Origin of the sequence: Comamonas avium (genome assembly GCF_014836675.1) — a bacterium.
Taxonomy (GTDB): Bacteria; Pseudomonadota; Gammaproteobacteria; order Burkholderiales; family Burkholderiaceae_C; genus Comamonas; species Comamonas avium.
This window is the reverse complement of the sequence record NZ_JACSQK010000003.1, coordinates 23417-50197: the sequence shown is the minus strand read 5'-3', so window position 1 is coordinate 50197 and position 26781 is coordinate 23417. Positions and strand designations below refer to the sequence as shown.

General features: G+C 59.7%; 23 protein-coding genes and 1 tRNA gene. 13 read left to right on the top strand and 11 right to left on the bottom strand.

Annotated features, from left to right (window positions below):
• The first annotated feature begins 245 nt into the window (after positions 1-245).
• Positions 246-1436, top strand: coding sequence for a L,D-transpeptidase Cds6 family protein (locus H9646_RS05520; protein ID WP_191722355.1), 1191 nt, complete (start codon positions 246-248; stop codon positions 1434-1436).
• Entirely contained in the window at positions 1436-2710 is a 1275-nt protein-coding gene (locus H9646_RS05515) for a L,D-transpeptidase family protein (protein ID WP_191722354.1), read from the top strand. Before H9646_RS05520 ends, H9646_RS05515 begins: the two co-directional genes overlap by 1 nt.
• A 116-nt stretch (positions 2711-2826) precedes the next feature.
• Here the strand turns inward: H9646_RS05515 and H9646_RS05510 are convergent, their stop codons facing one another.
• Positions 2827-4305, bottom strand: a complete 1479-nt coding sequence (locus H9646_RS05510) for a SulP family inorganic anion transporter (protein WP_191722353.1) — start codon at positions 4303-4305, stop codon at positions 2827-2829.
• 201 nt (positions 4306-4506) lie between these two features.
• Positions 4507-5331, bottom strand: a complete 825-nt coding sequence (locus tag H9646_RS05505; RefSeq protein WP_191722352.1) for a UPF0149 family protein — start codon at positions 5329-5331, stop codon at positions 4507-4509.
• A 194-nt stretch (positions 5332-5525) separates the two neighbouring features.
• On the opposite strand from H9646_RS05505, the gene H9646_RS05500 reads away from it, so the two are divergent.
• From H9646_RS05500 to H9646_RS05485, 4 genes are all read left to right on the top strand, one after another.
• On the top strand, positions 5526-7241 hold the full coding sequence (locus tag H9646_RS05500; RefSeq protein WP_191722351.1) for an FMN-binding glutamate synthase family protein: 1716 nt from the start codon (positions 5526-5528) through the stop codon (positions 7239-7241).
• Between the two features lie 51 nt (positions 7242-7292).
• On the top strand, positions 7293-8105 hold the full coding sequence (locus tag H9646_RS05495; RefSeq protein WP_287919312.1) for a BUD32 family EKC/KEOPS complex subunit: 813 nt from the start codon (positions 7293-7295) through the stop codon (positions 8103-8105).
• A gap of 633 nt (positions 8106-8738) precedes the next feature.
• Entirely contained in the window at positions 8739-9779 is a 1041-nt protein-coding gene (locus H9646_RS05490) for a GGDEF domain-containing protein (protein ID WP_191722349.1), read from the top strand.
• 334 nt (positions 9780-10113) lie between these two features.
• Positions 10114-10190, top strand: a tRNA-Met gene (locus H9646_RS05485).
• Between the two features lie 135 nt (positions 10191-10325).
• On the opposite strand, the gene H9646_RS05480 is transcribed toward H9646_RS05485, so the two are convergent.
• On the bottom strand, positions 10326-11660 hold the full coding sequence (locus H9646_RS05480; RefSeq protein ID WP_304515595.1) for a dicarboxylate/amino acid:cation symporter: 1335 nt from the start codon (positions 11658-11660) through the stop codon (positions 10326-10328).
• Positions 11661-11876: 216 nt separating this feature from the next.
• Here H9646_RS05480 and H9646_RS05475 point away from each other — a divergent pair, with 216 nt between their 5' ends.
• On the top strand, positions 11877-14528 hold the full coding sequence (locus H9646_RS05475; protein WP_225214015.1) for a hybrid sensor histidine kinase/response regulator: 2652 nt from the start codon (positions 11877-11879) through the stop codon (positions 14526-14528).
• Between the two features lie 200 nt (positions 14529-14728).
• Here the strand turns inward: H9646_RS05475 and H9646_RS05470 are convergent, their stop codons facing one another.
• Entirely contained in the window at positions 14729-15163 is a 435-nt protein-coding gene (locus H9646_RS05470; protein WP_191722347.1) for a winged helix-turn-helix transcriptional regulator, read from the bottom strand.
• Positions 15164-15246: 83 nt separating this feature from the next.
• Here H9646_RS05470 and H9646_RS05465 point away from each other — a divergent pair, with 83 nt between their 5' ends.
• Complete coding sequence (locus H9646_RS05465) at positions 15247-16470, top strand: MFS transporter (RefSeq protein ID WP_191722346.1); 1224 nt, start codon at positions 15247-15249, stop codon at positions 16468-16470.
• A gap of 88 nt (positions 16471-16558) precedes the next feature.
• Here H9646_RS05465 and H9646_RS05460 read toward each other — a convergent pair whose 3' ends face one another.
• Positions 16559-16993, bottom strand: a complete 435-nt coding sequence (locus H9646_RS05460) for a VOC family protein (protein ID WP_191722345.1) — start codon at positions 16991-16993, stop codon at positions 16559-16561.
• A gap of 169 nt (positions 16994-17162) precedes the next feature.
• Between H9646_RS05460 and H9646_RS05455 the strand changes: the two genes are divergently transcribed.
• A complete protein-coding gene (locus tag H9646_RS05455) occupies positions 17163-18269 on the top strand; it encodes an acyltransferase family protein (protein ID WP_191722344.1) in 1107 nt (368 codons plus the stop codon).
• 7 nt (positions 18270-18276) lie between these two features.
• Here H9646_RS05455 and H9646_RS05450 read toward each other — a convergent pair whose 3' ends face one another.
• Positions 18277-18591, bottom strand: coding sequence for a cupin domain-containing protein (locus tag H9646_RS05450; protein ID WP_191722343.1), 315 nt, complete (start codon positions 18589-18591; stop codon positions 18277-18279).
• 158 nt (positions 18592-18749) lie between these two features.
• Positions 18750-19388 carry a response regulator gene (locus tag H9646_RS05445; protein ID WP_191722342.1) on the bottom strand — a complete coding sequence of 213 codons (639 nt, stop codon included), beginning with the start codon at positions 19386-19388 and terminating at the stop codon, positions 18750-18752.
• Between the two features lie 720 nt (positions 19389-20108).
• On the opposite strand from H9646_RS05445, the gene H9646_RS05440 reads away from it, so the two are divergent.
• Positions 20109-20429 (top strand): heavy metal-binding domain-containing protein, encoded by a 321-nt coding sequence (locus H9646_RS05440; RefSeq protein WP_191722341.1) that lies wholly within the window; start codon positions 20109-20111, stop codon positions 20427-20429.
• A 41-nt stretch (positions 20430-20470) separates the two neighbouring features.
• On the opposite strand, the gene sugE is transcribed toward H9646_RS05440, so the two are convergent.
• The 3 genes from sugE to H9646_RS05425 form a co-directional block, all read right to left on the bottom strand.
• Positions 20471-20791, bottom strand: coding sequence for a quaternary ammonium compound efflux SMR transporter SugE (gene sugE, locus H9646_RS05435; protein WP_191722340.1), 321 nt, complete (start codon positions 20789-20791; stop codon positions 20471-20473).
• A 197-nt stretch (positions 20792-20988) separates the two neighbouring features.
• Positions 20989-21510, bottom strand: coding sequence for a nucleoside deaminase (locus H9646_RS05430; protein ID WP_191722339.1), 522 nt, complete (start codon positions 21508-21510; stop codon positions 20989-20991).
• Positions 21507-22541: an ABC transporter substrate-binding protein gene (locus H9646_RS05425; protein WP_191722338.1), complete on the bottom strand. Its 1035-nt coding sequence runs from the start codon at positions 22539-22541 to the stop codon at positions 21507-21509. Before H9646_RS05425 ends, H9646_RS05430 begins: the two co-directional genes overlap by 4 nt.
• A gap of 423 nt (positions 22542-22964) precedes the next feature.
• Between H9646_RS05425 and H9646_RS05420 the strand changes: the two genes are divergently transcribed.
• Both H9646_RS05420 and H9646_RS05415 read left to right on the top strand, forming a co-directional pair.
• Positions 22965-23969: an isopenicillin N synthase family dioxygenase gene (locus H9646_RS05420; protein WP_225214013.1), complete on the top strand. Its 1005-nt coding sequence runs from the start codon at positions 22965-22967 to the stop codon at positions 23967-23969.
• A gap of 120 nt (positions 23970-24089) precedes the next feature.
• The gene (locus H9646_RS05415; RefSeq protein WP_191722337.1) at positions 24090-24749 is read left to right on the top strand and encodes a hemerythrin domain-containing protein; all 660 of its coding nucleotides are present in this window, start codon (positions 24090-24092) and stop codon (positions 24747-24749) included.
• An 85-nt stretch (positions 24750-24834) separates the two neighbouring features.
• On the opposite strand, the gene H9646_RS05410 is transcribed toward H9646_RS05415, so the two are convergent.
• A complete protein-coding gene (locus tag H9646_RS05410; RefSeq protein ID WP_191722336.1) occupies positions 24835-25944 on the bottom strand; it encodes a 3-deoxy-7-phosphoheptulonate synthase in 1110 nt (369 codons plus the stop codon).
• Between the two features lie 375 nt (positions 25945-26319).
• On the opposite strand from H9646_RS05410, the gene fos reads away from it, so the two are divergent.
• The gene (gene fos, locus H9646_RS05405) at positions 26320-26775 is read left to right on the top strand and encodes a fosfomycin resistance glutathione transferase (RefSeq protein WP_191722335.1); all 456 of its coding nucleotides are present in this window, start codon (positions 26320-26322) and stop codon (positions 26773-26775) included.
• Positions 26776-26781 lie beyond the last annotated feature (6 nt).

Below are 26781 nucleotides of genomic sequence, written 5' to 3'. Positions count from 1 at the left end.
GTAAATTCAGGCTGCTCAGCCCTATCCAGCCTGTTTCCAAGCGCCACTTTCAAGGCCTGAGCAACGTCCCCAGCATGTGCACAAAGTCACACATTTGGACACACTCACTGCGCCAACTCATGTGGACCGCATCGCCCCTCCAACGGCAACATTCACAATTGCCCATAAAATTCGCACTTTGTAAGCAACTGGCTTACAGATGAAAAAGCGAAGAATCAAATTTCCTAGTCGTTGAAAGTGCATCTATGTTCCTGGCCTCAGTGCTTTCCTTGCTCAGCAAGCCTCACGCGTTCAGTCGTTGGCTACGACCTGTAACAACTGCAGGGCTGATCTGTGCTACAGCATTTGGCAGTGGCTTGGTGCAGGCGTCACAAACGGCTGTGGCCGAGGTCAACCAGTTGCTCGAGCGTGGCAAGGTCAACGAAGCTGCGCAACGCGTTCAAAGCCACCTCAAGAAAAACAGCAACGACGTGCAAATGCGCTTTTTGCAGGGCGTGATCGCGGCTGAGCAGCAAAAGTTTGACCAGGCCATTCAAATTTTCACGGCGCTTACGCAGGAGTACCCGGGACTGCCAGAGCCCTACAACAACCTTGCGGTGCTGTACGCAGCCAAAGGCGAAGAACGCAAAGCCACCCAAGTGCTGGAGCAGGCGATTCGCACCAATCCCAGCTACGCGACGGCCCATGAAAACCTGGGTGACTTGTACGCGCGCATGGCCAGTGACGCCTACGCCAAAGCCTTGCAGCTGGACAACAATCGCAAGGCCATTCAGCCCAAGCTGGCACTGATCAAGCAAATTTTCCCCGGACAGGGCGCGCCCGTCGTGATAGCGGCTGCCACGGCAGCGCCTGCATCGGCACCGGCTACAGCCCCAGCTGCTGCGTCGGTGCCAGCGCCAGCACCCGTTCCAGCTCCTGCATCGGCTCCAACGCCTGCATCGGCTCCAACGCCTGCATCGGCTCCAGCGCCTGTATCGACTCCAGCTCCGGCAGCTTCTGCATCGGCTGCGGCTCCAGCTGCACCTGAAGTTCAAACCACCAAGGCAACTGCGGCCGTCGCGGCCCGTCCAGCGGCCACCAAAGACGCAGCAGACAGCCAGGCGATTGCGGCCGTTGAAAAGTCTGTCTTGGCATGGGCCAACGCCTGGGAACAGCAAAACATGCAGGCGTACTACAACGCCTACAGCAGTCGCTTTGAGCCCCAGGGTTCTACTTTGGCGGCCTGGAAGATCGAACGCAAAGAGCGCATTGTTGGCAAGCCCGCCATCACTGTGACGGTCAATGACCTCAAGACTTCGGTGCAAGGTGAGCGGGCCACGGCCAGCTTCCGCCAGTACTACGCATCCGGCGGCTACAAAGCAACCACACGTAAAACCCTCCGTCTGCAGCGCGAAGGCGACAAGTGGCGCATCACCCGAGAAGAAACTGGCCGCTAATGCCCTGCAATCTGAACCATTTTTCAGCGTGGCTGCGCAGCCACCGGCTGCACACACTCTTGGGTCTTGCTGTTGTGACCAGTTGCCTGAGCTGGGGCGGGGTGGCATCGGCCAATACCCATTCCAGCCAGGAACTGGCGCGTGCAGAAAAACGTCTGGTTGAAATCCTGGCGCAGATTGAGCGCCGTGAGATCAACGAGGCGTTTCGTGCCGTGACAGAGCTGACCGAGGAAGTACCCAACTTTCGGGCCGCACAACTGCTGTATGCCGATTTGCTGCGTTTGCGCACAGGTGCCGCCCCCATGGGTGAGCAGCTTGCGCAATCTCAAGCCAGCCCCAGCAAGCGCAACATGGGCGTGGCCGACCAAAGCATTGCACCATCTGAGTTTTACCAAGGCCTCAAGAACGAGCTGCAACGCCGCCGTCAAGCCTCGATGGACCTGCCCCCTCCGGGCATGATTCCGAGCAATTTTCTGCATCTCGGCCCGAACGTGCGCCATGCCATTGCCGTGGATGCCAGCCGCTCGCGCCTGTACGTGTTTGCCAACGGCCCGCAGGGGATGACGCTGCTGGGCAACTTCTACGTAACGGTAGGACGCAACGGCGTGGACAAGCGCGCCGAAGGCGATCAGCGCACGCCCTTGGGGGTCTATTTTGTGGGCCGCCAGATTCCTGGAGAACGTCTGCCTGAGCTGTACGGCAAAGGCGCACTGACCGTGAACTACCCCAATGACTGGGATCGCGTTCAGGGCCGCACTGGCAGCGGCATCTGGCTGCATGGCGTACCGTCTGACCAGTTTGCCCGTGTGCCCCAAGCCAGCGATGGCTGTGTGGTGCTCTCCAACCCGGACATTGCGTTTTTGATGGCATCGATTGACCGCCGCACTCCGGTCTTGATTGCCGACAAGCTCAACTGGGTCACGCCGCAATGGACCATACAGCAGCGCAAGAAAGACAGCTTCATGCTGGAAATTGAGCACTGGCAAACAGCCTGGCGCCAAGGCGATACCCAGCGCCTTAACAGCCTTTACAGCGCTGAAATGGCGGGCGGCGCCGATCTTCTGGAAAAACGCCGCAGCCGCCTGTCTGCCGTTGGCCCGCTGTCCAAGCTGGCTGTGGATGAAATGTCGGTCTACAACTGGCAAGAAGATGCCGGTGAGATTCGCATCGTCAACCTGCATATCGCCAAGGGCAACAGCAGCCCCACCGTACGCCAGTACTGGCGCAAGAACGCAGGCCGCTGGCAGATATTTTCGGAAGATGTGCTGAGCTGACTGGTCACACGTTCCCCATAAAAAAAGCCCGCATCAACGGGCTTTTTTTATGGAGTGGTGGGGCTACAAGCCTGCGGCTGTGGAGTTGTAGAGCTATGCAGTTACAGCCGTGGCCATCACGTCTTCATGCGCTGCACCAGACGCTGGCTCTGAGCGTCCATGCCAGTCAGCTCCACGGTGCAGCCGTGCTGCTCCAGACGTTCGACCACTTTGTCCAGCGCGCCAATGGCCGTAATGTCCCAAAAGTGCGCCCCGCTGACATCAATGCGCACGGGCTGGCCGGCCACCGCCCGCACATCAAAGCGCTCGACCAGAGCGTCGGCAGAAGCAAAAAATACCTGCCCGCTGATGCGCCATGTGCGCAAACCCGTTGCTGCGTCCTCTTCATAGGTGACCTGCAGCATGTTGGACACCTTGACGGCAAAGAACACGCCCGACAGCAGCACCCCCGCAATCACGCCTGCGGCCAGGTTATGCGTGGCAATCGTGATGACGACGGTGACCAGCATCACCCCGCTGGACAGGCGCGGGTAGCGCACCATGTTGCGTAGCGATTTCCAGTCAAAGGTAGAGGCCGACACCATCACCATGATGGCCACCAGCGCCATCACCGGCACCTGCGACACCCAGGGCTTGAGCACCACCATCAAGATCAGCAGAAACACCCCTGCAAACAGCGTAGACAAGCGACCGCGACCGCCGTATTTCACATTGCCCACAGCCTGCCCAATCATGCCGCAGCCTGCAATGCCACCGAACACGCTGGAGGCCATATTGGCCATGCCCAGGCCCGTGCACTCGCGGTTCTTGTCGCTGGGGGTGTTGGTCATTTCATCCACCACGGCAGCAGTCAGCACCGACTCCAGCAAACCCACCATGGCAATCGCCAGGGCAGGCAGCACGATGATGCGCAGCGTGTCCCAGCTGGCGGGCACCTGCGGCAGGCCAAACAGCGGCAGGGCATCGGGGAGCTTGCCCAGATCGGCCACCGTCGCCACAGGCAAGCCCAGCGCAGAGGCCAGCAGCGTGAGCACCACTACACAGATCAGCGGGGAGGGAATGGCTGTGAGCGCCTTCACTTGCAAAAGCTGCCCCAGCCAGGGCAAGCCATAAATGATGAGCAAGCCCAGCGCCAGCATGGCCCAGGTGGGCACGTTGGCGTTGTGCAGGTGCGGCAATTGCGCGGCAAAGATCAAGATGGCCAGCGCGTTCACAAACCCCGTGCGCACGGAGCTGGAGACAAAGCGCATCAGCACGCCCATCTTGCACAGCCCAAACACGATCTGCATGGCCCCCGCCAGCAAGCCCGCAGCAAACAGGTACTGAATGCCGTGTGAAGCCACCAAGGGCGCCGCCACCAGCGCAACCGAGCCCGCCGCCGCTGACACCATGGCCGGGCGTCCACCAAAAAAGGCAATCACGATGCTGATGACAAACGAGGCGAACAGGCCCACCGACGGATCCACCCCCGCTACAAACGAGAAGGCAATCACCTCAGGAATCAATGCAAACGTGGCAACGGCACCGGCCAGCAATTCACGCGGAATGCTGGGCGCCCATTCCGCGCGCAGGCGGGCTATCAAAGGCAAGGACATACAACGCAGAGAAAACGTACTGGAGCGTGATGGTAGGGCCTGGCTGGCGCACCGCACAGAAATAAAAAAGGAGCTTCTATCGCTTACTACACCTTGTTTTCAGATAGAAAGATATCTGAAAACTATACAGTGCAAGCGATAGAAGCTCCTATTTTTAAGAAGGCCTCACGCCCTCAAAAATACGGGCATTCGGTCAATGCATCAAGCGCCGCAGCACTTCTTGAATTTCTTGCCGCTGCCACAGGTGCAGGCATCGTTGCGGCCGGGCTGCTCACCCTTGACGATGGACTCCACGCGGGGGCCCATGCTGCGCCACAGCTGGCGCAGGTCATACACGGCCCATACGGTTTCACCAAACGCGTCCAGACGCTCTTGACTGGTCGATGCGGGGCCGGTTTCGTCGTACAGGTTCAAAGTGGCTTCGCCGTCGTCGTCTTCTGTCAGGTTGACCAGAAACTCCATGGCCGCATCCAGCCACTGTGCAGCTTCCTTGTCGCGCGGTGCAGCCCACTCCTCGGCCCAGTTTTCCACCACAAACATGAAGCCCAGCGCCCAGACCTGGCCCAGCGAAGGAATCTCTTCGTCTTCCAGCTCGGCGCGTTCGGCCTCGGGCAGCATCAGCAGTGCGCCACGGGTGTCCATCACTTCAGGCTGGAAAGCGGCCTGGTCTTCCAGCGACTTGATTTCAGTATCCAGCTGGCCGCGTACTTCGTCCATGCGCAGCTGCGCCAGCTCCAGAAAACGCGCTTGCTGGGCCGCATCTTTGAACGCTTCAATCTTGGGCAATGGCTGGCCTTGCGCCACTTCCAGCGTTTCGCCGTCGCCCAGCAGCATGGGCAGCCATTCGGCGGCCGCAATGTCGCGGCGTGTGCAGATGACGGCCGTCAGAAAGCCGTCGCAGAACTCCCACTGCGGGATTTCTTCTGCGCGTTCGCGCATTTCTTCCAGCATGTTGTCCAGCTCTTCGAGCATTTCCGTGCTCAGCGCAGCTTCGACTTCTGGGGCGTCAGTTTGGTTGTTTTCCATGGTGTATCTATATTCAGGTGGTTGGCGGGCACAAGCCCATGTGCGAATTCGGCGGTCTCCTGCATGGTGATGGCGCTGTCATTCGCACAATCAATGCAAAGGGGGCGGGACTGCATGCGCAACGCATGTGTGGCCGATAGCGGGCAGTGTAGCCCGCAGGCCAAGCCCGTGCCTGTTACACAGGAGTTGTCTGCATGCTGCATGGACCTTATCGTTCACGGGGTCTGTTTCCCGTTCGTTACACCGTACTGGCGCTGTGCATGGCCAGCAGTGTGCTGGGCTTGATCGCCGCGCTGGCCTGGGGCCACTGGTGGTGGCTGGTGCCGGTGATTGCAACGGCGCTGACCGTGATTGGCTTTGCGGATCTGCGCCAGAAGCGGCATGCCATCTTGCGCAATTACCCGGTCATCGGGCACATGCGTTTCTTGCTGGAATTTATCCGCCCCGAAATGCGCCAGTACTTCATCGAAGGCGATCACGAGGCCTTGCCCTTTTCGCGTGCACAGCGCTCCCTGGTGTACCAGCGCAGCAAGGGCGAGCCTGACAGCCGCCCTTTTGGCACGCTGCTGGATGTCTCCATTCCAGGCTACGAATGGATCAACCATTCCATGGCCCCCAGCAAACTGGACAGCCAGGACTTTCGCGTATGGATTGGAGGAACGCCTGAGCAGCCGCTCAGCGGCAAAGGCGTCTGCACCCGTCCCTACCACGCCAGCGTATTCAATATTTCAGCCATGAGCTTTGGTGCTTTGTCTGCCAATGCCGTGCTGGCACTGAACCTGGGGGCACGTACTGGCGGCTTTGCACACGATACGGGGGAAGGGTCCATCAGCCAGCACCACCGCGTCCACGGCGGTGATTTGATCTGGCAAGTGGCCTCAGGCTACTTTGGCTGCCGCAACCCAGATGGCACGTTCAGCGAAGAGCGTTTTGCCGCCAACGCAGCCGACCCACAGGTCAAGATGATTGAGCTCAAGCTCAGCCAAGGCGCAAAGCCCGGACATGGCGGCATGCTGCTGGGGGCCAAGGTGACCCCGGAAATCGCAGCTGCACGCGGCATTCCGGTTGGCGTTGACTGCATCAGCCCCTCCAGCCACAGCGCTTTTCACACCCCCATCGAAATGCTCCAGTTCATCACCAAGCTGCGCCAGCTATCGGGAGGCAAGCCCGTAGGCATCAAGCTGTGCGTGGGCCATCCCTGGGAGTGGTTTGCCATGGTCAAAGCCATGATGGAAACCGACATCACCCCCGACTTCATCGTGGTGGACGGTGCCGAAGGGGGCACGGGGGCTGCACCCGTTGAGTTCACCGACCACGTCGGGGTGCCGCTGCAAGAAGGATTGCTGCTGGTGCACAACACCCTGGTGGGCGTTAACCTGCGCCACCGCGTGCAAATTGGTGCGGCCGCCAAAGTGATTACAGCGTTTGACATTGCCCGCATGATGGCGCTGGGTGCCAACTGGTGCAACGCAGGGCGTGGGTTCATGATGGCCTTGGGATGCATCCAGGCACAGACCTGCCATACCGGCCACTGCCCCACCGGCGTTACCACGCAAGATGCGCTGCGCCAAAAAGCCCTGGTCGTGCCTGACAAGGGCACACGCGTGGCCAACTTTCACCGCAGCACCATGCACGCACTGAAAGAGCTGGTGCAAGCGGCGGGCCTGCGCCACCCGGGCGACATCACCGCCCACCACATCGTGCGCCGCACCAATGACTCACAGGTACACCAGCTGGCCAACACCATCTTGCGGGTCGAGCCTGGGGCATTGCTGGGGCCACTGGACGAGCAGCACAACGTCTTCAAAATGTACTGGGGCCGTGCTACAGCCCAGACTTTCCAAATCTCTGCTCCGCCACTCAAGCCCTCTGCAACGCAGCCAATGAACAAGGCACAATCCCTGAATTGACCACAGGGCCGCGTCCCTGGGGCCCGCTTGCTTTGACCCGACGTGCTGCCTGTGCCTGCTTCTAACACCCCGATTGATTACGACGCATTCCTTCGCGCCCATGTACTGAGCCAGCCGCACAGCGTCATGCGCTATGACCAAGAAGGTGAGACCCTGTGGGTCAAGCGAGCTGGTGCGCTCAACCCGCGCTGGCGCTATCGCGTGCTGGCAGCACTGGCCAGAGTTTTCAAAATGCCGGTGCTCAGCCCCGTACCCAATCCTGGTGGCCGTGTGGCAGTGGCCACCGAAGTGCGCCGCCTGCGCGATTTTTCTGCGCGGGGGCTGCGCGCCCCGCAAGTGCTGGCTACCAATGAAGATGGTTTTGTCATGCGCCATCTGGGCGCTGCGGGTCAAGCTACCCCCAGTCTGGGCAATGAGCTGCAAGAAGCCATCCCCCGTGGAGCAAATGCCGTACTGGCGCTGTGGAAGCAAGGCCTGCAAGCCATTGCCAAAGTGCACAAGGCGGGCACCACACTCAGCCAGGCTTTTGCACGCAATCTGGTGCGCTGCCCCGACGGCGTCATTGGCTATATCGACTTTGAAGACGACCCCACCGCACACCTGCCCCTTCCCGTGTGCCAAGTGCGTGATGCCCTGTGCTACGTCCACTCCACCGCATGGATTCTGGAGCAAGCCCACGCCATGCCTGAAGCGCGCAAGCACTGGCAAGCCTGGGTGCAGACATTGCAGCCCGAAGCCCGTGAGGTCCTGCAGCAATCGATTGCACGCATGGCATGGGCCGGCCGTTTGCCCACCGACCGCAAATTGGGCCGTGACGGCCAGCGCATCCGCATGGCGTTTGAGCTGCTGCGCGCAGACGTTTAAAGCCGCCCGTCGTGGCCAGCCCCCTCTTTGGGCTGCTCTATTGCATGCACAACCAGCGCCATGCGCTGCCGCTGTTTAAAGCCTGCGGCTATCCACACTCAGTGCATAGCCATGCATGCCAGCGACGACGGCAACCACCATGCTGGTTTGCCGCTCCATGCCACCTGTGCCCAGCATCGCAACGACGCATGAGCGGTACGGCGTCCTTTTAGTGCATCTGTCACCTTTAAAGTACACACCAAATAGCCAGTTAACAAAGGTTTGCAGCAAAGTGCAAGCCATTGATTTTTATATATTTTTCATTGGTTTCAACGAGAAAAAACCGTTGATCGCATCAGTGACACGCTACTGGTAGCGGACAGGCGTTTCCCGCTCATCGGGTTAATGAATGTAACCAGACTTGGCCCTGTACATTCCACCTCCGCCTAGCACAAATAAAACACCATGCATTGACCTGCACCACAACCTCCGCGCCCAGCTGGTACTCCGGAGTGATGTGCATCAAGACTGCATGCAGATGCCAGCTTTGCTGCGTGAAGACAAGGCCAGTTTCCCGTCTATGAAAACACCCTGCCTACACAGCACAGCCGCCCCCCACATGCTGGGACAACGCGCTGCCAGAGGACGACACATATGTTCACAGAGACACAATTGCTCCATCTCCCCCACGACAACGATGGCGTGTACCGCACGTTGCTGGAATCGACCAAGGCCATTCCCTGGAAGATCGACTGGGCCACCAAACGCTATGTCTATGTGGGGCCGCAAATCGAAGCACTGCTTGGCTGGAGTGTGGGCACTTGGGTCACCGTGCAAGATTGGGCAGACCGCATTCATCCCGAAGACCGGGAGCAAGTGGTCAAGCACTGCGTGGAGCTGTCCATCGCGGGCGTTGACCACGAAGCCGACTACCGGGCGCTCACGGCCGATCAGCGCTACGTCTGGATGCGCGACACCGTGCACGTCCTGCGCAATGCACAGGGTGAGACCGAGGCCTTGATCGGCTTTATGTTTGACATCAGCGAACGCAAGATCACCGAAGAGAAGCTGCTGAGCCTGCAAAGAGAGCTGGAAGTCATGTCATACAAGGACGGGCTGACCAATATTGCCAACCGCCGTCGCTTTGACGATGCGATGGCGCAGTACTGGGAGCGTGCGATGCAAACGCAGCATCCGCTGTCCTTGATGGTGCTGGACATCGACTTTTTCAAGCAATACAACGACTACTACGGCCACGTCCGTGGTGACCAGTGCCTGGTCGACATTGCGCAAATGCTGGCACAGACACTGGATGGCCCATCTGACTTGGTTGCACGCTTTGGTGGCGAAGAATTTGTGGTGCTGCTTCCGGAGGTTCCTGCGCACATTGCGCACCAGGTGGCAGAGCGCTTCATGCGCCAGCTCAAGGAGCACCCGATCCCGCATCCCGGCTCACCCCATGGGCAACGTGTGACTGCGAGCATTGGCGTGGGCACCATCGTGCCGCAGTCAGGCACGCAGAGCATTGACTTCATTGAAGCGGTGGACCAGCAGCTTTATCTGGCCAAAAAACAGGGGCGCAACCGCGTTGTCTCCCAAAGTATCGAGCTCAGCCGCCCAGCCTTTTTTGCAGGCGATGCCACACCTGCCTGCCCCGCCCTCACTACTGCTGCGCAGAGCTGGCGGCAGCGGTGATGCGCTCCATCACCGTTGTGCAGCCTTCTTGCGCATTCCATAACACCCTCCGAACTGGCTGACGCCGCGGATAGGGGCTTTGTCTGGAGCCATTCATGACCGAGCTTTCCCGCAGGGCTGCAACGCCACGACGCCCACCTACTGTGCATCCTTGCAACCAGCTGAGCCGATGGCGCGTGACCGTCTTGACGCACTTGGCCCCCTGATGCTCTGCGGAATGCCGATATCTTTATTTATTTAAAGAATAAAAAACCAAGGGTTTATTACTGGTGGTATTATTCGGGCTTCGCACTTGATACCTTGTCTCCAAAGACAGTGGTCATGCACAAATTACCGCGAGGTGGAGCAGTCTGGTAGCTCGTTGGGCTCATAACCCAAAGGTCGTTGGTTCAAATCCGGCCCTCGCAACCAATAAAAAAATCCCTGATCATGTTTGGTCAGGGATTTTTTTTACGCCTGTACTGAAGCCCCATGCAAAAGGGGTGCCTCAGCACCCCTTGGTCAGCGAACACATTCACGGCCCGCTGATGGCATCTGCAAAAGTACTCAGGCCTTGGCCGCTACAGCGACGGGCACGGGATCCAGTTCAGCAACAGGCTCGCCATCCAGCACCGAGTTCAGGCGCTTCATGTCCACGCCATTTTCCCAGCGAGAGACCACCACGGTCGCAACCGCGTTCCCGATGAAGTTGGTGATCGAGCGGCACTCAGACATGAAACGGTCCACACCCAAGATCAGCGCCATCCCGGCCACTGGCACTTCAGGCACCACCGCCAGCGTTGCAGCCAGCGTAATGAAGCCCGCGCCCGTTACACCCGCCGCGCCCTTGGACGACAGCATGGCCACCAGCAGCAGCATGATTTGGTGACCCAGCGTCAGCTCCACATCACAGGCCTGGGCAATGAACAGCGCAGCCAGTGTCATGTAAATGTTGGTGCCATCCAGATTGAAGGAGTAACCGGTAGGAACCACCAGACCGACCACCGACTTCTTGCAGCCGGCTTTTTCCATCTTTTGCATCAAGCTGGGCAACGCCGATTCGGACGACGAAGTACCCAGCACCAAAAGCAGCTCTTCCTTCAGGTAGCGACACAGCTTGAATACCGAGAAGCCGCACAGGCGCGCGACAACACCCAGCACCACGGTCACGAAGATGAAAGACGTCAGGTAGAAAGCGGCGACCAGCTCTGCCAGATTCACCAGCGAGGACAGACCAAACTTGCCAATGGTGAACGCCATGGCCCCGAAAGCGCCAATAGGAGCGGCCTTCATCACAATCGCCACCAGCTTGAAGACGGGCTTGGCCAGCGCTTCAAAGAAGTTCAGCACAGGCTTGCCAGCATCACCCACCATGGCCAGCGCCACCCCAAACAGCACCGCCACCAGCAGCACCTGCAAGATGTTGTCACCCACAAATGGGCTGATCAGTGTCTTGGGAATGATGTCCATGACAAAGCCGGTCAGCGTCATGTCGTGCGTCTTGGCCACAAAGCCCTGTACGGCTTTTTGATCCAGATCGGCCACGTTGATGTGCATGCCAGCGCCGGGCTGCCAGACGTTTGCCACCACCATGCCGACAACCAGCGCCAGCGTAGAGAAGGTCAGGAAATACGCCATGGCCTTGCCAAAAACGCGGCCCACGGTGCTCAGCTGCGTCATGCCCGCAATGCCGGTCACGATGGTCAGGAAGATCACCGGAGCAATGATCATCTTGATCAGCTTGATGAACGCATCGCCAAAGGGCTTCATGGCTGCGCCGTATTCCGGTGAGAAATGGCCCAGCAAAACACCGACAACGATGGCAACCACCACCTGCACATACAGCTGGCGGTAGAACGGCAAACGCATAGTGCTTATGGCTTCAGATTGGATGGGGTGCATGCTACGGGTTCCGAAAGTGCAAACAAAATGCACCTTGGCGGTGCAACTGAGGGGGTTTGTACTGCTGGCCCGCGTTTACGCCGATAACCTATTGGTATTAGATGCCCGTTTTTCGCGGCAAAAGTGCCTAAAAATACGTAGAAATACGAACCCATTTCGACTGCATCAACAGCCTGCAACTGGCCAAACCGCTGCCAGCACAGGCACACTTGCGCCATGTTTTCACGCCTTCGCCGCCGCCAGCTGTGGCCTTTCGCTCCCCTGATTGCTGGCATGCTGCTGAGCATGCTGGTTGTGGGCTGGCTGACATGGCGACATGCACTGCTCAACGAGAGTGAAATTTTTCAACGCCAGCTGGAAGTGCGCGCCCAGGTGCTGACCCAGCGGGTGGACCGTTTTCGCACCCTGCCCGAGGTGCTTTCGCTTGACACCGAATTGCGCCAGGCCCTGCAGCGCCCCTTGACCGCCAAGGATGTGGACTACCTCAACCGCAAGCTAGAGCGGGCCAACGGCGCCACTCGCTCCTCGACACTCACACTCATCAACAAGCAAGGCATTGCGATAGCCGCCAGCAATTGGCATGCCCCGCAAAGCAATGTGGGGGAAAACTACAGCTACCGTCCCTATGTGCAGCAAGCGCTGGCCAATGGCAGTGGACGCTTTTACGGCATTGGCACCACCACTGCCGTGCCCGGCTATTTTTTATCGCAAGCAATTTACGACGACACCGGCAACGCCATTGGACTTATTGCAATCAAGATTGCACTGCAAGAGCTGGAACGCCAATGGCCCAATGCCGCTGACATCGTGTTCGTCTCCGACAACTATGGCGTCATCTTTCTGACTAGCCGTGAGCCGTGGCGCTACCGCTTGTTGCGCCCATTGACCCACGCAGCCCAGATCCAGCTGGCGGCAACCCGCCAGTACCAGGACGAGCAGCTGACGCCACTGCACTTGCGACTGCGCAAGCAACTGGACAATGGCAGCCGCTTGGTGGATGTGCAAGACCCTGACCTGCCCCGTCATATGCTGCTGCAAAGCGTGGGGCTGCTGCACGGACAGTGGCAGATGCATTTGCTGCACGACACCAGTACCAGCGCCACCACCAGCTGGTGGGCTGCCGGCGCAGCAGGAGGCCTGTGGCTGGCAGGCGGATTGCTGGTGCTGTTTGTGCGCCAGCGCCAGCGCATCACACGCCTGCGCCTGCGCAGCCGCCAGGAGCTGGAGACCGTGCTGCAGCAACACGCGCAAGAGTTGCGCACCGCCCAGGACGGCATTGTGCAAGCTGCACAGCAGGCCGACACAGGCTTGTCACGCAGCCTGGAGCACCTGCCCCAAGGGGTTGTCATCATCGATGCCAACTTGAACCTGGTGGCATGGAACTCCCGCTACCTTGCCCTCTTTCGCTACCCTCCTGAAATGGTCCGCGTAGGCCAGCCGATTGAAGACCTTCTGCGCTTTAACGCCAAGCGTGGCCTGCTGGGCACCGCACCGATGGAAGAGGCCATCCAGCGCCGCCTGGGTCATCTGCGCAGTGGCAAGCCCCATTTGCACGAGAGCGAAAAAGGTGATGGAACGGTGCTGGAAATTCGTGGCAACCCACTGCCCGATGGTGGTTTTGTCACCAGCTATGCAGACATCACCAGCTACAAAAATGCAGCCCGAGAATTGCGCTCTCTGGCCGATGCACTGGAGCGGCGTGTAGAGGAGCGAACCCATGACCTCACCCAGGCCAAACGCGAGGCCGAAGAGGCCAACCGCTACAAAACCCGCTTTGTGAACGCTGCCGTGCACGATCTGCTGCAACCCCTGAACGCAGCACGCATGTTCACCAGCCTGCTGCCCAGCCACGTGCATGACGATGCGGGCCGCCACGTGGCTGACAGCATTGACGCCGCACTGGCCTCGCAAGACGCCATCTTGAACAGCCTGCTGGACATTGCCCGCATGGAGTCCGGCCAGCTTGAGGTGCACGTGCGGGACTTTGCGCTCGACTCTCTCCTGCATGTGGTGCACAACAACTTTGGCATGCTGGCCGAAAGCGAGGGGCTGAAGTTGCGCACCCGCTCCAGCCACCTCATCGTGCGCAGTGACGAGGCGCTGCTGCGCCGTATTTTGCAAAATTTTGTCTCTAACGCCATTCGTTACACGAGACAGGGCCGCATCCTGATCGGTTGCCGCCGTGCGGGCAACCATGTCCGCATTGAAGTGCATGACCAGGGACCAGGCATTCCCGAGAGCCTGCAGCGCGAGATTTTTGAAGAGTTTCGCCGTCTTGACGAAGGCCACGCCGATGATCGCGGCACAGGCCTGGGACTGGCGATTGTGGAGCGTCTGGGCAAGCTGCTGGGCCACGAGATTGGGCTGCGCTCTACCCTCGGCAAAGGCAGTGTGTTCTGGGTCCAGGTGCCGCTGGGCAACGCCCAAACCCTGCAGCCTGCCGTGCGCCCCAGCACTGTCACGCATAGCCAAAACGATGCCCCCTTGCAAGGTGGCGTAGCCTGGTACATCGACGATGACCCGCAGACCTGTGCTGCCACCCGCGCCCTGCTGGAGCGCTGGGGCTGCGAGGTCCCCTACGCCGGAGGTCCGCACGATGCACTGGTTATTGCCAACGCCCACGATGTACCGCAACTGGTGCTGCTGGACGTGCACCTGGGCAAAAACCTGTATGGGCCAGACATTTATGCACAGCTGTGTGAGCAGTGGGGGCAGATGCCTCCGGTGATTTTGGTGACTGCCGAGCGCGATGCATCACTGCGCCGCCAGGCCGCCGAGCGAGGCTGGGGCTTCTTGGCCAAACCCGTCAGACCGCCAGCGCTGCGCGCGCTGATGAGCCAGACACTGCTGCGTATCCGCGAGGATTGATGGTTCAAAAAGTGGATCTACCGCTGACTGAGAAATCGCCAATACCTGGATTTATTGCAATTCATCGCCAGTAAGCACTCATCTTGCGGTGGCCCGGATTGCAGAAATAGGGGGGTCTTGACGCAGCCTTTCAGGCATGGGGTCCATAGACCCGCCTTGCCGGCAGGTACACATGTGCCACAGGCACCCAGCCACCACCACTATCGCTGCACTGCCGTGCCCGATGCCTGCAGCACTTGACCTTGCCGATTGGTGGCGTGCATGGGCGCGATCACGTCACCCGTGGCGGTGTCAATCAATACGGAATGTGGCTCATCGGCAGCAAACAAATGCTGCTCGCCCCACTGGCGCAAAGCCACGATGAGCGGAAACAGCTGCGCCCCTTTTGGCGTGAGCACATATTGCTGGTAGGCCGAACCACCCGCCACAGGCTCGGTGGCCAGCACCCCGGCATCTACAAGACGCTTGAGGCGGTCAGTGAGTATGTTGCGCGCAACGCCCAGATTGCGCTGCAAATCGCCAAAGCGGTGCAGGCCATCCATCACATCGCGCACGATGAGCAACGACCAGCGGTCTCCCATCAAGTTGGCAGCGCGGCCCACAGGGCAGGTGTCATCGACAGCAGGAACAGTCATCAGCTCAGACTCCAATCTGGTTGCATTCTAAAACCAATCCGCGTATGCTGCGACTAGTTTTAATTTGAAACCAAACTGCATTCATGCCTTCCTCTCATTTGTGCGGCGCTGCGCCACCTTCCACACAAACGCCAGCGCTAGCCCCCATCTGGCTGCTGGCGCTGGCAGCAGGCTGCAGTGTGGCCAACGTGTATTTTGCGCAGCCCTTGCTGGATGCCCTGGCCGCCGCATTTGACATTAGCCATGGGGCAGTCGGCGGGGTGGTGACCGCCACCCAGCTGGGCTGCTTGCTGTCCTTGGTGCTGCTGGTACCGCTGGGCGATCAGATTGAGCGACGCCGCTTGATGCTGGCGCAAATGGCAGGCTTGGTGCTGGCATTAGGGGGCGTAGCCTTGGCGTCGTCAGCCACAGGCCTGATGGTCGGGATGCTGGCTATCGGGCTGATGGGCACCGCGATGACCCAGGGACTGATCGCCTATGCCGCAGCCATTGCAGCTCCTGCAGAGCGTGGCCGGGTGGTGGGAGTCGTACAAAGCGGTGTGTTTGCTGGATTGCTGCTGGCCCGGGTGTTTTCGGGCGCTGTGAGCGACATGGCTGGCTGGCGCGGCGTTTACATGGTGTCTGCTGCCGGCATGCTGGTGCTGGCAGTGCTGCTGTGGCGGCAGTTGCCGGTCACTAGCGTACATGCCCAGCCCACCCTCAGCTACCAGCAACTGCTGGCGTCGATGTGGCAGTTGCTGCGCAGCAACCGGGTACTGCAGGTGCGCGGCATGCTGGCACTGTGCATGTTTGCCGCATTCAATATTTTCTGGAGTGCGTTGGTGCTGCCCTTGTCTGCAGCACCGTGGTCTTATTCGCACACCGCCATCGGCGCGTTTGGACTGGTCGGTGTGGTGGGGGCCCTGGCAGCCACACGCGCCGGGCACTGGGCCGATCGTGGCTGGAGCCAGCGCACCACGCTGGCAGCTTTGCTGGTACTGCTGCTGGCGTGGTGGCCGCTGGCGTATATGCCCCAGTCTGTGATGGCGCTGATGCTGGGCATTGTCTTGCTGGACATGGGTGGTCAAGCCCTGCATGTGGTCAACCAGCACCTGATTTTTCAGCAATCGAGCAGCGCCCCCAGCCGGCTGGTGGGCCTGTACATGCTGTTTTATGCCGCGGGCAGCGGTGCTGGCGCACTGGGCGCCACTGCCATGTACGCACACCATGGCTGGCTGGGCGTATGCGCATTGGGTGCCGCGGTTAGTTGCGCTGCACTGCTGTGGTGGTGGATGACCCGCCGCTACGGACAGTCAACGAATGGATAGCTCGATGACCCACCATTGAGCATTTACGTACGCGAAGATGCCAGGCGAGCCATCTTCATGCTCATCTGCGCATCCAGCAAATGCTTGCTCAAGCCTCAAATTCAATATGCACGGCGGGCGCACTGCGCCGCGCTTCACCGTGATAGACGGCTTCGATGTTGTTGCCGTCGGGGTCCAGTACAAAAGCCGCGTAATAGCCCGGATGGTAGGAACGCTCGCCCGGAGCCCCGTTGTCAGACCCGCCATGCGCCAGGGCGGCTTGATAGAACGCATCCACCATGGCACGGTTTTGTGCCTGAAATGCCAGATGGTGCCGACCTGTCACATGGCCTTGTGCAACAGTGCCGTCTGCAGTGGAAACGAACAGTTCATCGGCCCAAAAAAATCCATCTCCCGTGCCGCTGACAGGTATGCCCAGACTCTCCAGCACTGCTGTGTAAAAACGCTGCGCACGCGGCAAATCGGGCACCACAATTTGCAGGTGGTCAATCAAGCGGCCACGGTAAGTTTCACAAATTTGCATCATCGTCTCCTTGGGTGAAGTTCATGCCCAATGTACGTACACCCGGCTCTGCGGGAAAGCACAATTTCTCCAGGTGTCAGCCATTGAGCACGCTCGCACGTTATGTCAGACAAAGGGAAAGCGTGTCCGCTTTTCTGCCTTGTACTTCCACCGAGCCAGTCTGCGCCACGTGAACACCCGAAATTCCTGGTTTGATCAAATCAAAGCCATCGCTTGCTTGCTGATTGTTTGCCACCACCTGGCGTTTTATGGCCCGATGTCAGATGTTCTGCGTCCTGCGCTGCCCGGCGTTATGGCATGGCTGGATGAATATGGCCGCATGGCCGTGCAAATTTTCCTGGTGATTGGTGGCTACTTTGCAGCCGCTGCGCTGGCGCCACAGGGCGTGGGCAGGCATGACCAGCTCTGGCCAGTGATCAGCAAGCGTTTTATCCGTTTGAGCCTGCCATACAGCGCAGCACTGGTGGTGGCGATGGTGGTGAATGAAACGGTGCACGGGTTGGGGTTTGACCATGACTCCGTGTCACAGACACCCACCTGGGCCAGCGTGATGGCGCACCTGCTGCTGCTGCACAGCATTGGTGGCTGGGAATCCATTTCGGCCGGGGTCTGGTATGTCGCCATTGATTTTCAGTTGTACGTGCTGTGCCTGCTGGGGCTGTGGCTCAGCCGCAAGCAGTCTGCATGGAAGAGCTGGGGCCAAGCCGCAATCACAGCCGCCACGGCCGCCTCTTTGTGGGTGTGGAACCTGAACCCTGAACTGGATATGTGGGCGCTGTACTTTTTAGGCGCTTACGGGCTGGGCATGATGGCCTGGTGGGCCACCCACAGCGAACATAGCGCGCAACGCACCTTGTGGGTGGTGACCATTGCTGCACTGGGGCTGACCGCCCTGAATGTGCAGTGGCGTGACCGCATTGCGCTGGCTGTGGCTAGTGCCTTGGTACTGGCCATCAGCGGCAATCTGCGCTGGCCAGAAACACTGCGCACGTGGCAATGGGCACCGCTGACATGGATTGGCCAGCGCTCGTACTCCATCTTTTTGATTCACTTTCCCATGTGTCTGCTGGTCAGCGCTGAGGTCTCCGCCTCCTGGCCCGACAGCGTGGCCGCAAACAGCCTTGGCATGCTGATGGCGGTGGCCTTATCGATTGCCGCCGGTGCAGTGCTGTACGAGTGGACCGAACGCCCCAGCGCCACATGGCAACGCCTGCGCCACTGGCACGTAGGCGCGCTTTCTACCGGCCTGCTGGCGGCATTGTTCCAGCTGGTATGAGCAGCGTTTAAACGCTGCCCTCGCGCTCCACCACCAAAATACGGGCCACCCCCTGAGGGTGGGCCACATGTTCATCACCGCTTTGTGCATGAAAGATATCGCCCACCTCCAGCCGGTGCACGCGTTCTTGACCATCACTGCGCGTATGCATGTGCACCACGCCATCCAGGACGACAAAGACTTCGGGGCCATCGTTGATGTGCCACTGGTAGGGCTGATCTGTCCAGTGCAAACGGACGGTGGTATTGCCGGTGATTGTCTCAATCGGCAACGCCTCCCAAGCTCGCGTGCCGGTAAATGCCTTGGCTGTGATTTTTCGCATGCATGCACTGTACGGCATGGTTTTTCCCCGCCCCAGCCACCGTTGTGCGGCGCTCAAGCAGCAATGCAGTGCCTGATATGCGTCAGCGCTGCATCGGCATGCAAAACAAGGTCTGCCTGCGCCCTATCCATCACACCAGAGTCGATAAACACGGCGCTTCAAATATCTGCGTCGTTCTCAAGGCTCTTGACCAGCACGGCAGCCTGCGTACGTGAGTAGCACTCAAGCTTTTTCAAAATTGCCGTCACATGCACTTTCACGGTGTTCTCGGCCAAACCCAGCTCATGGGCGATTTGCTTGTTGAGCAGTCCATCCGCCAAACACAGCAGCACGCGAAACTGCTGGGGAGTGAGCTGCGCCAGACGCGCAGCCAGTTCGGCATCGGCCTCAGAGCGCTCTGCCGCCATCGGCGGAAACCAGCTGCCGCCCTCAAGCACCGCGTCAATGGCGTTGCCAATGTCTTCTGCAGGGCTCGATTTGGGAATGAAACCCGCTGCACCAAACTGCTGCGCACGGCGGATGACGCGCGGGTGGTCATTCGAGGAGATGATGACCACGGGTATCTCGGGGTACTCCCCGCGCACATGCAGCAAGGTAGAAAAGCCCCGCGCACCGGGCATGGTCAGGTCCAGCAGTACCAGCTCCACCTCAGGGTGTTCCTGCAAAGAGCTGCTGACCGTGCTTGCACTGGCGGCTTCCAGGGTCTGGTACTGCGCAAAACGCTCGCGCAGCACGTGCAGCACGGCGGCACGAAAAAGGGGGTGGTCATCGGCGACCAGCAGGGTGGGTTCTGACATGTCGCGCAGTCTGCCACGCCGCAGGCATGGCTGCTTTGCCGATAACGCAAAGGCAATGACACGCTCCAAACAAAAATGCCCTTCAGCCATTGCTGGAGGGCACTTCCTATTGCGCAGTTTTAACAGCCCGCATGGCTGTGATCGACGCCTGATTACTGGCTAGCGATTTCCAGGTGGGCAGCACGTGCTTCTTGGATGAATTCGATCAGGGAGTTGATGGCTTGGCGCATGACAGTTCTTTCTGTGTACGAGATGCCTTTCTAAGTGGCTGTGGACAAGCATCTCAACTGTCCACAACTACGGAATAACCACTAAGTGATAACCCGTAGCCGTAAGTATAAACCACATGCTTATTTTTTGCACAGCCCCTCGGGTTTTATGGCTTTGACGCAACGATGCCCCACCCAGCACGCCCCTCTAACTGCGACAGGCGCAGTGCCCAGACCCGCACATTGCGCTTTGCACCGGGCGGTTGCCACGGGGGTTTTGCATGAGTCCGACGGGATCGCTGGCAGCACGGGTGACTTCAGGGCCGCAGCAGCGCCCTGGACTGCAACGGCACCCTGCTTTACGGACTGGCGCGGCAATGCACATCCGCAAGGCGCGTTCGTCGGGGTGTGGGAGGGCGGCGGCTGCGTTAGCGCGGCAGTCCTACAGCCCGGGCACCGGCCGTGCACACAGCATGCAGCATGCATTCACCCTGTTAGACAAAGGCGCTCCATGATTGTCACCACCACCCATAGCGTAGAAGGCAAGACCATCAGCAAGTACTGCGGCGTGGTGGCAGGCGAGGTCATCTTGGGCACCGATGTATTCAAGGACATGTTTGCCGGCATCCGCTACCTGACAGGTGGCCGGGCGGGCTCCAACGAACGTGAGCTGCAAAAGGCCCGCGAGGTGGCACTGTCAGAGCTGCAGGCGCATGCTATTCAAATTGGGGCTAACGCCGTGGTGGGCGTGGCGTTAACTTATGAGATTTTGGGCGCTGCCAACAGCATGCTGATGGTGTCAGCCAGCGGCACTGCCGTGATCATTCACTGACCCGCCAGCACCACTGCAACGCTCGCGCCATCAAGCCGGCATTAATCAGCAGACGACAGCTTCATCAGCACCAGCCCGCTCACGATGAGTGCCGCTGCTGCAATGCGCATGGGTGTAATTTGCTCGCCCAGCACCGTAATGCCCACCACAAACGCACCCACCGCGCCAATGCCTGTCCAGATCGTATAGGCCGTACCCAAGGGCAGGGTGCGCATGGCCATGGACAGCAGACCAAAGCTGGCAATCATGGCGATGAGGGTAATGATGCTGGGGGTGAGTCTGGAAAAACCATGGGACTGCTTCATGGTGAAGGCCCACAAAACTTCCAACAAACCCGCCACCACGAGATAAAGCCAAGCCATACGAAGCTCCTTGCATTGCATGAAGGTGCGGGTCGTCCCGTGATGGTCAAAGCTCACCAAGGTCGTCCCTGGCTAGGCAGTGTTGCACTGCTGAAGATGTTGCGATTGTAGGCAGAGCACCCCAGTGGAGGTGCTCATCCCCGCAATGGTGCTATCGCGCCTGGGTGGTTGTTACGCCACAGTGTGCAAAGAAGTTTTCACTTCCACGCGCCCACGTGCGGCTGGCTGGCTTCATCGATCAATGCGGGGCCCACGCATTCGATGTCAAACGGCGCTGCACGAAACACATCGCGGCACGACAGCTCCACATCACGCTGGTCCAGCCGCTCTCCCCGAAAGATGCGCAGCCGCTGGTCATCAATACCGTACACCACCCGGCGCAGATTGGCCCAGAAGATGGCACCCGCACACATCACACAAGGCTCGCCCGATGCGTAGAGGGTGGCGGTTTCCAGGGCTTCGCGGCCATGGCGCTGACTGGCATCGCGAATGGCCTGCACTTCCGCGTGCGCGGTGCAGTCGCGCAACTCGCTGTTGCTGTTCCAGCCCTGCCCCAGCACCGTGCCGTCGCGCGCCACGATGAGCGAGCCAAAGGGCCGATTGCCCCGCTCGCGCGCCGTGCGCGACAGGCCAATGGCCTGACGCAGATAGACGCCATCACGCTCGCTGACAGTCTGCTCGGGCAGGAAACCTGCAAAGGGCTTTTCAGCGGCGCTCATGCCGCACCACCGTGCTTGACCGCTGCTGGCAAAAAGGCCGTATTCCATATCTGCTCAGTGGCCGGCAATTGCTTGAGCGCAAAGGTTTTGCCAACCTGCGCAATTTGCCGGGTCAACACGGCCGCATCAATATGCCCCAGGCCGACGCGGGCGGTTTCCGCATTCGCCAGATAGGTGCGCGTGATGGCCCAGCGGGCGCTTTCCTGATCTGCGCGCAGCAGCGGCTCGCGGGTGCGCACGGCAGCCAGCGCGGCATCGGGGTTGGCCAGCGTCTCTACCAGCGCACGCTGGGTGGCGCGCAAAAATGCACGCACCACTTCGGGCTTTTCTGCCAGCATTTTGCTGCTGGCCAGCACGGCATTGCCATACAGGTGCACACCGGCGTCGGCATAGGACAGCACGCTCAGTTGCTCTGGCGGCATGCGCATGAACAGCGAGATGGCCGAGTCGTGAAAATAGGTGGCGGCATCGACATCGCCACGCACCACTACGTTGTCGCGCGCGCTGAAATCGGTGGTCACCCAGTCAAAGAAAGGCTCTGCCAGCTTTTGCTGATCGGCCACCATGGGCCAGCAGCGGCGTGTCGCCTCGACGGCAGCCGCCGCCACTTTCTTGCCTTTGAGGCTGTCAAGGCTGCTGGTGATGCCCTTGTCCTTGCGACCAATGATGGTGAAGGGTGCGCGGTTGTAGTATTGGTAGACGGCCTGCACGGGCATGGTGCCGCTGGCGTGCGCCTCGATCAATGAGCTGATGTCGCCCAGCCCCATGTCATATGCCCCTGAGGCCACCCGCGTGATCGACGCAACCGAGCCTGCGCCCACATCAATCTGCACATCCAGCCCTTCTTCGGCGTAGTAGCCCCTGGAGGCCGCCAGGAAGAAAGGCGATGTCTGACTGGTGACTTTGAAGTCCAGCGTGAACTTCACAGGAACCAGCGCTTTCTTGCCCGTTTGTGCCCAGCTGCTGGCAGGCAGCAGCGCGGCGGCAGAAGACAGACAGGTCGCAGTGCGTAAAAAGTGGCGGCGTTGCATGGCAAAACTCCTTCATCGGTGGTGGCAGCAAGCCAGCGCAAACGAGGATGTGCAGCGTATGCCACCCCGTCCCAGCCGTCTTGCAACTTTGGGGGGTGAGCAATTTCCGGGCGGCATGGCAGCAACCATGCATGCGCTGAACGCTTCTACTCAAACAGCGTTCAAGCACATCCTGTGCCAGCGTGTTTTGCGCCAGCGCAAACATCAGCAGCCACGCAGCTGGCACGAATCTGGCTTGGTACAAGCCTGCACGAGTAGAAGCGTTCAGCACTGCAGCCCACCAGGAGTTTCAGCGCCGGAAATTGCTCAGCGGGCGCACCTCCAACGGTGCGCCACAGGTCTGAAGACCTGCGCTGATGCACCACTTGTGTGCCAGCACAGGCTTTCAGGGCATCACCCCCTCCTGCCACAGAAAGTCCCGCCATGCTGATGACGACACCCCCCAACACCACCACCTCTGACTATGCGCTGGAAGAGTTGCGCAAGGAATCATTGATGGGCAGCGAAGGCACCACGGTGCAACGCGAAATCCGCCGCATCGACCTGTCCAACTTTGCCGAGCGCAAGGCCGAAATCACCGAGCAGCTGTGGAGTGCGGCCACAGAAATTGGTTTCTTTCAGGTCTACAACCACGGTATTACCGAGCAAGCCGTGCGCCAAGCGTTTGCGCTGTCTGAATCCTTTTTTGCACTGCCCAGCACCAGCAAGGCGCAGTGGCCGCTGTCTCGCAACGCGGGCTGGGAAAGCATGACGCAGATCCGCCCGTCCACGCGCACGGCAGACCAAAAAGAGTCCTACCAGATCACACGCCCGCGCATGCAAGGCTTGTGGCCATCAGAGGCCGAACTGCCCGGCTTTCAGGCAGCAGCACTGGCGTTTGAGGCCCAGTGCTGGGCTGTAGGCATGCAGGTGCTGTCCTGCTTTGCCGACAAGCTGCAACTGAACAGCGATTTCTTCACCCGCGCCCACGACCCCAGCAGCCCTCACTACCAGAGCACGCTGCGCATGTTGCACTACTTTGCCCAGGCTGCAGACACCCCTGCCGGCAGCTGGCGTGCCGGCGCGCACACCGATTACGACTGCCTGACCCTGCTGTTTCAGCGCCCCGGCCAAGGCGGCTTGCAGGTGCTACCCGGCAAGGAGATGCAAGGCCGCGCCTGGACACCGGTGGAGCCCGCAGAAGGCGTCATCACCTGCAACATCGGCGATATGTTGATGCGCTGGAGCGATGACCAGCTGCCCTCCAATTTTCACCGCGTCAAAAACCCAGCACCGGGCGAATACCAGGGCGCACGCTACAGCCTGGCGTTCTTTTGCCAGGCCAATGAAGACGTAGTCATCACCAGCCCCAGCGGCAAGTACCCGGACGTGACCGCCGCCGAGTATTTGAAGCAGCGCATCAGCGCCAACTTCTCTAACAAGTACTGAGTTTTATGGTGCCCACTCCTACAGGTCACAGCCCCCCGCTCTGACCATGTCCTGGCAGCATCTTTCGCTACAACCTAAGTACAGGCGACAGCAACGCCGTACTTTGGAGAAGTGAACACAATGCCCACGACAGCCTCACGAGCGCGCACCGTCAAAAGCGCTGCGCGCACGCCCACCTCATCGGCACGCAAGCCATCCACCCAGCCAGTGCAGGCCAAACGCACGGCCATCGCCAAAGCCAAGGCGGTGGCGCCCGATGTGGCCGCACGCATAGGCAGCACGCCCGCCACCAAATTCCGGGGCGATGCCGACATTTTCGGTCGCCTGGTGCAAGACCACGACCGCCACCGGGCGCTGCTGGCCATGGTGGCCCAGACGTCTGGAAAATCCACAGAGCGCCAGAAACTGTTCAAGGAATTGACGCTGGAGCTTAAAAGCCACGCCGCTGCCGAAGAGCAGGCGCTGTGGTCCAGCGTGATGCGCAACCCCAAGACCACCGACGATGCCCGCCACGCCGTCAGTGAGCACAAAGAGATCGATGAAATGCTGGCCGATCTGGCTGCGCGCGACATGGCTTCACCCGCATGGCTGCGCCGTTTTACGGCCCTGCGCGATGAATACCTGCACCACATCCGTGAAGAGGAGCAAGAGCAGTTTGTGGCCGCGCAAAAGCACCTGTCGGCCAGTGACTTGCGCTACATGAAGCAGGTGTTCAACCGCCGCAAGCAAGAAGAAAAAGCCACCACCAAGATCGACAAGAAGATCAAACTCAAAGACTAATCTTTGATAGCTATTAGCGCTTTACCCAAGCCACTTTCAGTATGTTTTATATCTGAAAGTGGCTTGTAGCTTGCGTTACTAGCTATTATTTCTTTAAACGACGCTGGCGCACCGCATCGGCCAGTTGCTGCAGTACCGGAATGGTCTGCTCCATGCTGATGCACGCATCGGTGAGCGAAACGCCGTGTTGCAGCGTTTGCCCTTCCACAATGTCCTGGCGGCCTTCATGCAGATGGCTTTCAATCATCACGCCGGTGATGCGCGCATCTCCCGCAGCAATTTGTGTGGCCACGTCGGCACCCACATCAATCTGACGGCGGTGCTGCTTGCTGCTGTTGGCGTGCGAGAAATCAATCATGACCTGCGGGCGCAGGCCGGTTTTTTCCAGCACTTCGCTCACGGCCTGCACATCGGCGGCGCTGTAATTGGGCTGCTTGCCACCGCGCAAGATGACGTGGCAGTCATCGTTGCCGCGTGTCTCAAAAATCGCTGCCTGCCCCATCTTGGTCATGCCCATGAAGGCATGGGGTGCTTGCGCAGCCAGGATGGCATCGCATGCCACTTTCACGCCGCCATCAGTACCGTTTTTGAAGCCCACGGGGCAGGACAGCCCGCTGGTCAGCTGGCGATGGCTCTGGCTCTCCGTGGTGCGCGCACCAATCGCGCCCCAGGTAACCAGATCGCTGATGTACTGCGGCGAGAGCAGATCCAAAAACTCTGTGCCCACGGGCAGGCCCAAGCCAACCACATCCAGCAGCAGCTTGCGCGCCAACTCCAGACCGTCGTTGATGGCAAAACTGTCATCGCGATGCGGGTCGTTGATATAGCCCTTCCAGCCCACCGTGGTGCGTGGCTTTTCAAAGTACACGCGCATCACCACCAGCAGGTCTTGCGACAGCGCATCGGCCTGCACCTTGAGCTGGTGCGCATATTCCATGGCCTGGTCATGGTCGTGGATCGAGCAAGGGCCCACCACCACAATCAGACGGTCATCTTGCCCATGCAGCACGCGCGAGATGGCCTGACGGCTGCTTTCCACCAGCGCCAGGGCCTGTTCGGTTGCGGGCAGCCATTCCTGCAGCAGTGCAGGCGTGATCAGCGGACGCACCGCTTTGATGCGCGTGTCATCAATGCGGGTGGTGTCCAAAGTGGGCTGTGCGACGGATTTGTTCAAGGTGGGCGTGTGGGAAATCATCCCTCTATTGTCGCCCGGCCGCTCCAAAGTCGCCACGGCAAAGTCTGGCGGGATAGGCCGGCATGCGCATTCTTAAAAAACCATAGCAGATGGCGCTGATACGGCTTAGGCTTGAAGCCCCCTAGCGCTTGCTCTCCCATGCACATGCAATTGCCCCTGGGCCGCTGCCGGTGGCAGTCAGCCCCGTGCAAAGACAGCACACAGATCTGCTGCATCCTCCATCACGCATCACCGGCTCTGCTGGCTTGAGCGTCAGCGGCACATTCCAGTTCGCTGCATCAGCGATTTATGGCGGCCTCTCTGCACACAACAAGATGCACAGGACGCCGCGTCACCGATACTGTGCGCCCGACCCACTCACTGCACTGCCTTTGTATGCTGACAGGACTCAACCACCTCACCTTGGCCGTTTGCGACCTGCAGCGCAGCGTGCAGTTTTACAGGGATGTGCTGGCCTGCACGTGCCACGCGCAATGGGACACGGGGGCGTACCTCAGCGTCGGGGATTTCTGGCTCTGCCTGTCGCTGGACCCAGCGCGCAACAGCGCCCCCTCCGCTGCGCGTGACTACACCCATTACGCGTTTGGAATTGAGCAGCAGCACTTTGCAGACTTCGTTGTGCACGCGCAAAAGCATGGCGTGATCGCCTGGAAGAACAACCGCAGCGAAGGCGATTCGTTCTACTTTCTCGACCCTGATGGCCACCAGCTAGAAGTCCACGTGGGTTCTCTGGCTTCGCGCATTGCCCAATGCAAAGCTGCGCCCTATGCAGGCATGCGCTTTGGGGATGTGCCGGCCTGCAGCACAGGTGAGACGTCTATAAAAACATAGCTTGCA

Coding starts and splice junctions, on each gene's coding strand:
- H9646_RS05520 (WP_191722355.1), top strand. CDS start 246: ATGTTCCTGGCCTCAGTGCTTTCCTTGCTCAGCAAGCCTCACGCGTTC.
- H9646_RS05515 (WP_191722354.1), top strand. CDS start 1,436: ATGCCCTGCAATCTGAACCATTTTTCAGCGTGGCTGCGCAGCCACCGG.
- H9646_RS05510 (WP_191722353.1), bottom strand. CDS start 4,305: ATGTCCTTGCCTTTGATAGCCCGCCTGCGCGCGGAATGGGCGCCCAGC.
- H9646_RS05505 (WP_191722352.1), bottom strand. CDS start 5,331: ATGGAAAACAACCAAACTGACGCCCCAGAAGTCGAAGCTGCGCTGAGC.
- H9646_RS05500 (WP_191722351.1), top strand. CDS start 5,526: ATGCTGCATGGACCTTATCGTTCACGGGGTCTGTTTCCCGTTCGTTAC.
- H9646_RS05490 (WP_191722349.1), top strand. CDS start 8,739: ATGTTCACAGAGACACAATTGCTCCATCTCCCCCACGACAACGATGGC.
- H9646_RS05480 (WP_304515595.1), bottom strand. CDS start 11,660: ATGCACCCCATCCAATCTGAAGCCATAAGCACTATGCGTTTGCCGTTC.
- H9646_RS05475 (WP_225214015.1), top strand. CDS start 11,877: ATGTTTTCACGCCTTCGCCGCCGCCAGCTGTGGCCTTTCGCTCCCCTG.
- H9646_RS05470 (WP_191722347.1), bottom strand. CDS start 15,163: ATGACTGTTCCTGCTGTCGATGACACCTGCCCTGTGGGCCGCGCTGCC.
- H9646_RS05465 (WP_191722346.1), top strand. CDS start 15,247: ATGCCTTCCTCTCATTTGTGCGGCGCTGCGCCACCTTCCACACAAACG.
- H9646_RS05460 (WP_191722345.1), bottom strand. CDS start 16,993: ATGCAAATTTGTGAAACTTACCGTGGCCGCTTGATTGACCACCTGCAA.
- H9646_RS05450 (WP_191722343.1), bottom strand. CDS start 18,591: ATGCGAAAAATCACAGCCAAGGCATTTACCGGCACGCGAGCTTGGGAG.
- H9646_RS05445 (WP_191722342.1), bottom strand. CDS start 19,388: ATGTCAGAACCCACCCTGCTGGTCGCCGATGACCACCCCCTTTTTCGT.
- H9646_RS05440 (WP_191722341.1), top strand. CDS start 20,109: ATGATTGTCACCACCACCCATAGCGTAGAAGGCAAGACCATCAGCAAG.
- sugE (WP_191722340.1), bottom strand. CDS start 20,791: ATGGCTTGGCTTTATCTCGTGGTGGCGGGTTTGTTGGAAGTTTTGTGG.
- H9646_RS05430 (WP_191722339.1), bottom strand. CDS start 21,510: ATGAGCGCCGCTGAAAAGCCCTTTGCAGGTTTCCTGCCCGAGCAGACT.
- H9646_RS05425 (WP_191722338.1), bottom strand. CDS start 22,541: ATGCAACGCCGCCACTTTTTACGCACTGCGACCTGTCTGTCTTCTGCC.
- H9646_RS05420 (WP_225214013.1), top strand. CDS start 22,965: ATGCTGATGACGACACCCCCCAACACCACCACCTCTGACTATGCGCTG.
- H9646_RS05415 (WP_191722337.1), top strand. CDS start 24,090: ATGCCCACGACAGCCTCACGAGCGCGCACCGTCAAAAGCGCTGCGCGC.
- H9646_RS05410 (WP_191722336.1), bottom strand. CDS start 25,944: ATGATTTCCCACACGCCCACCTTGAACAAATCCGTCGCACAGCCCACT.
- fos (WP_191722335.1), top strand. CDS start 26,320: ATGCTGACAGGACTCAACCACCTCACCTTGGCCGTTTGCGACCTGCAG.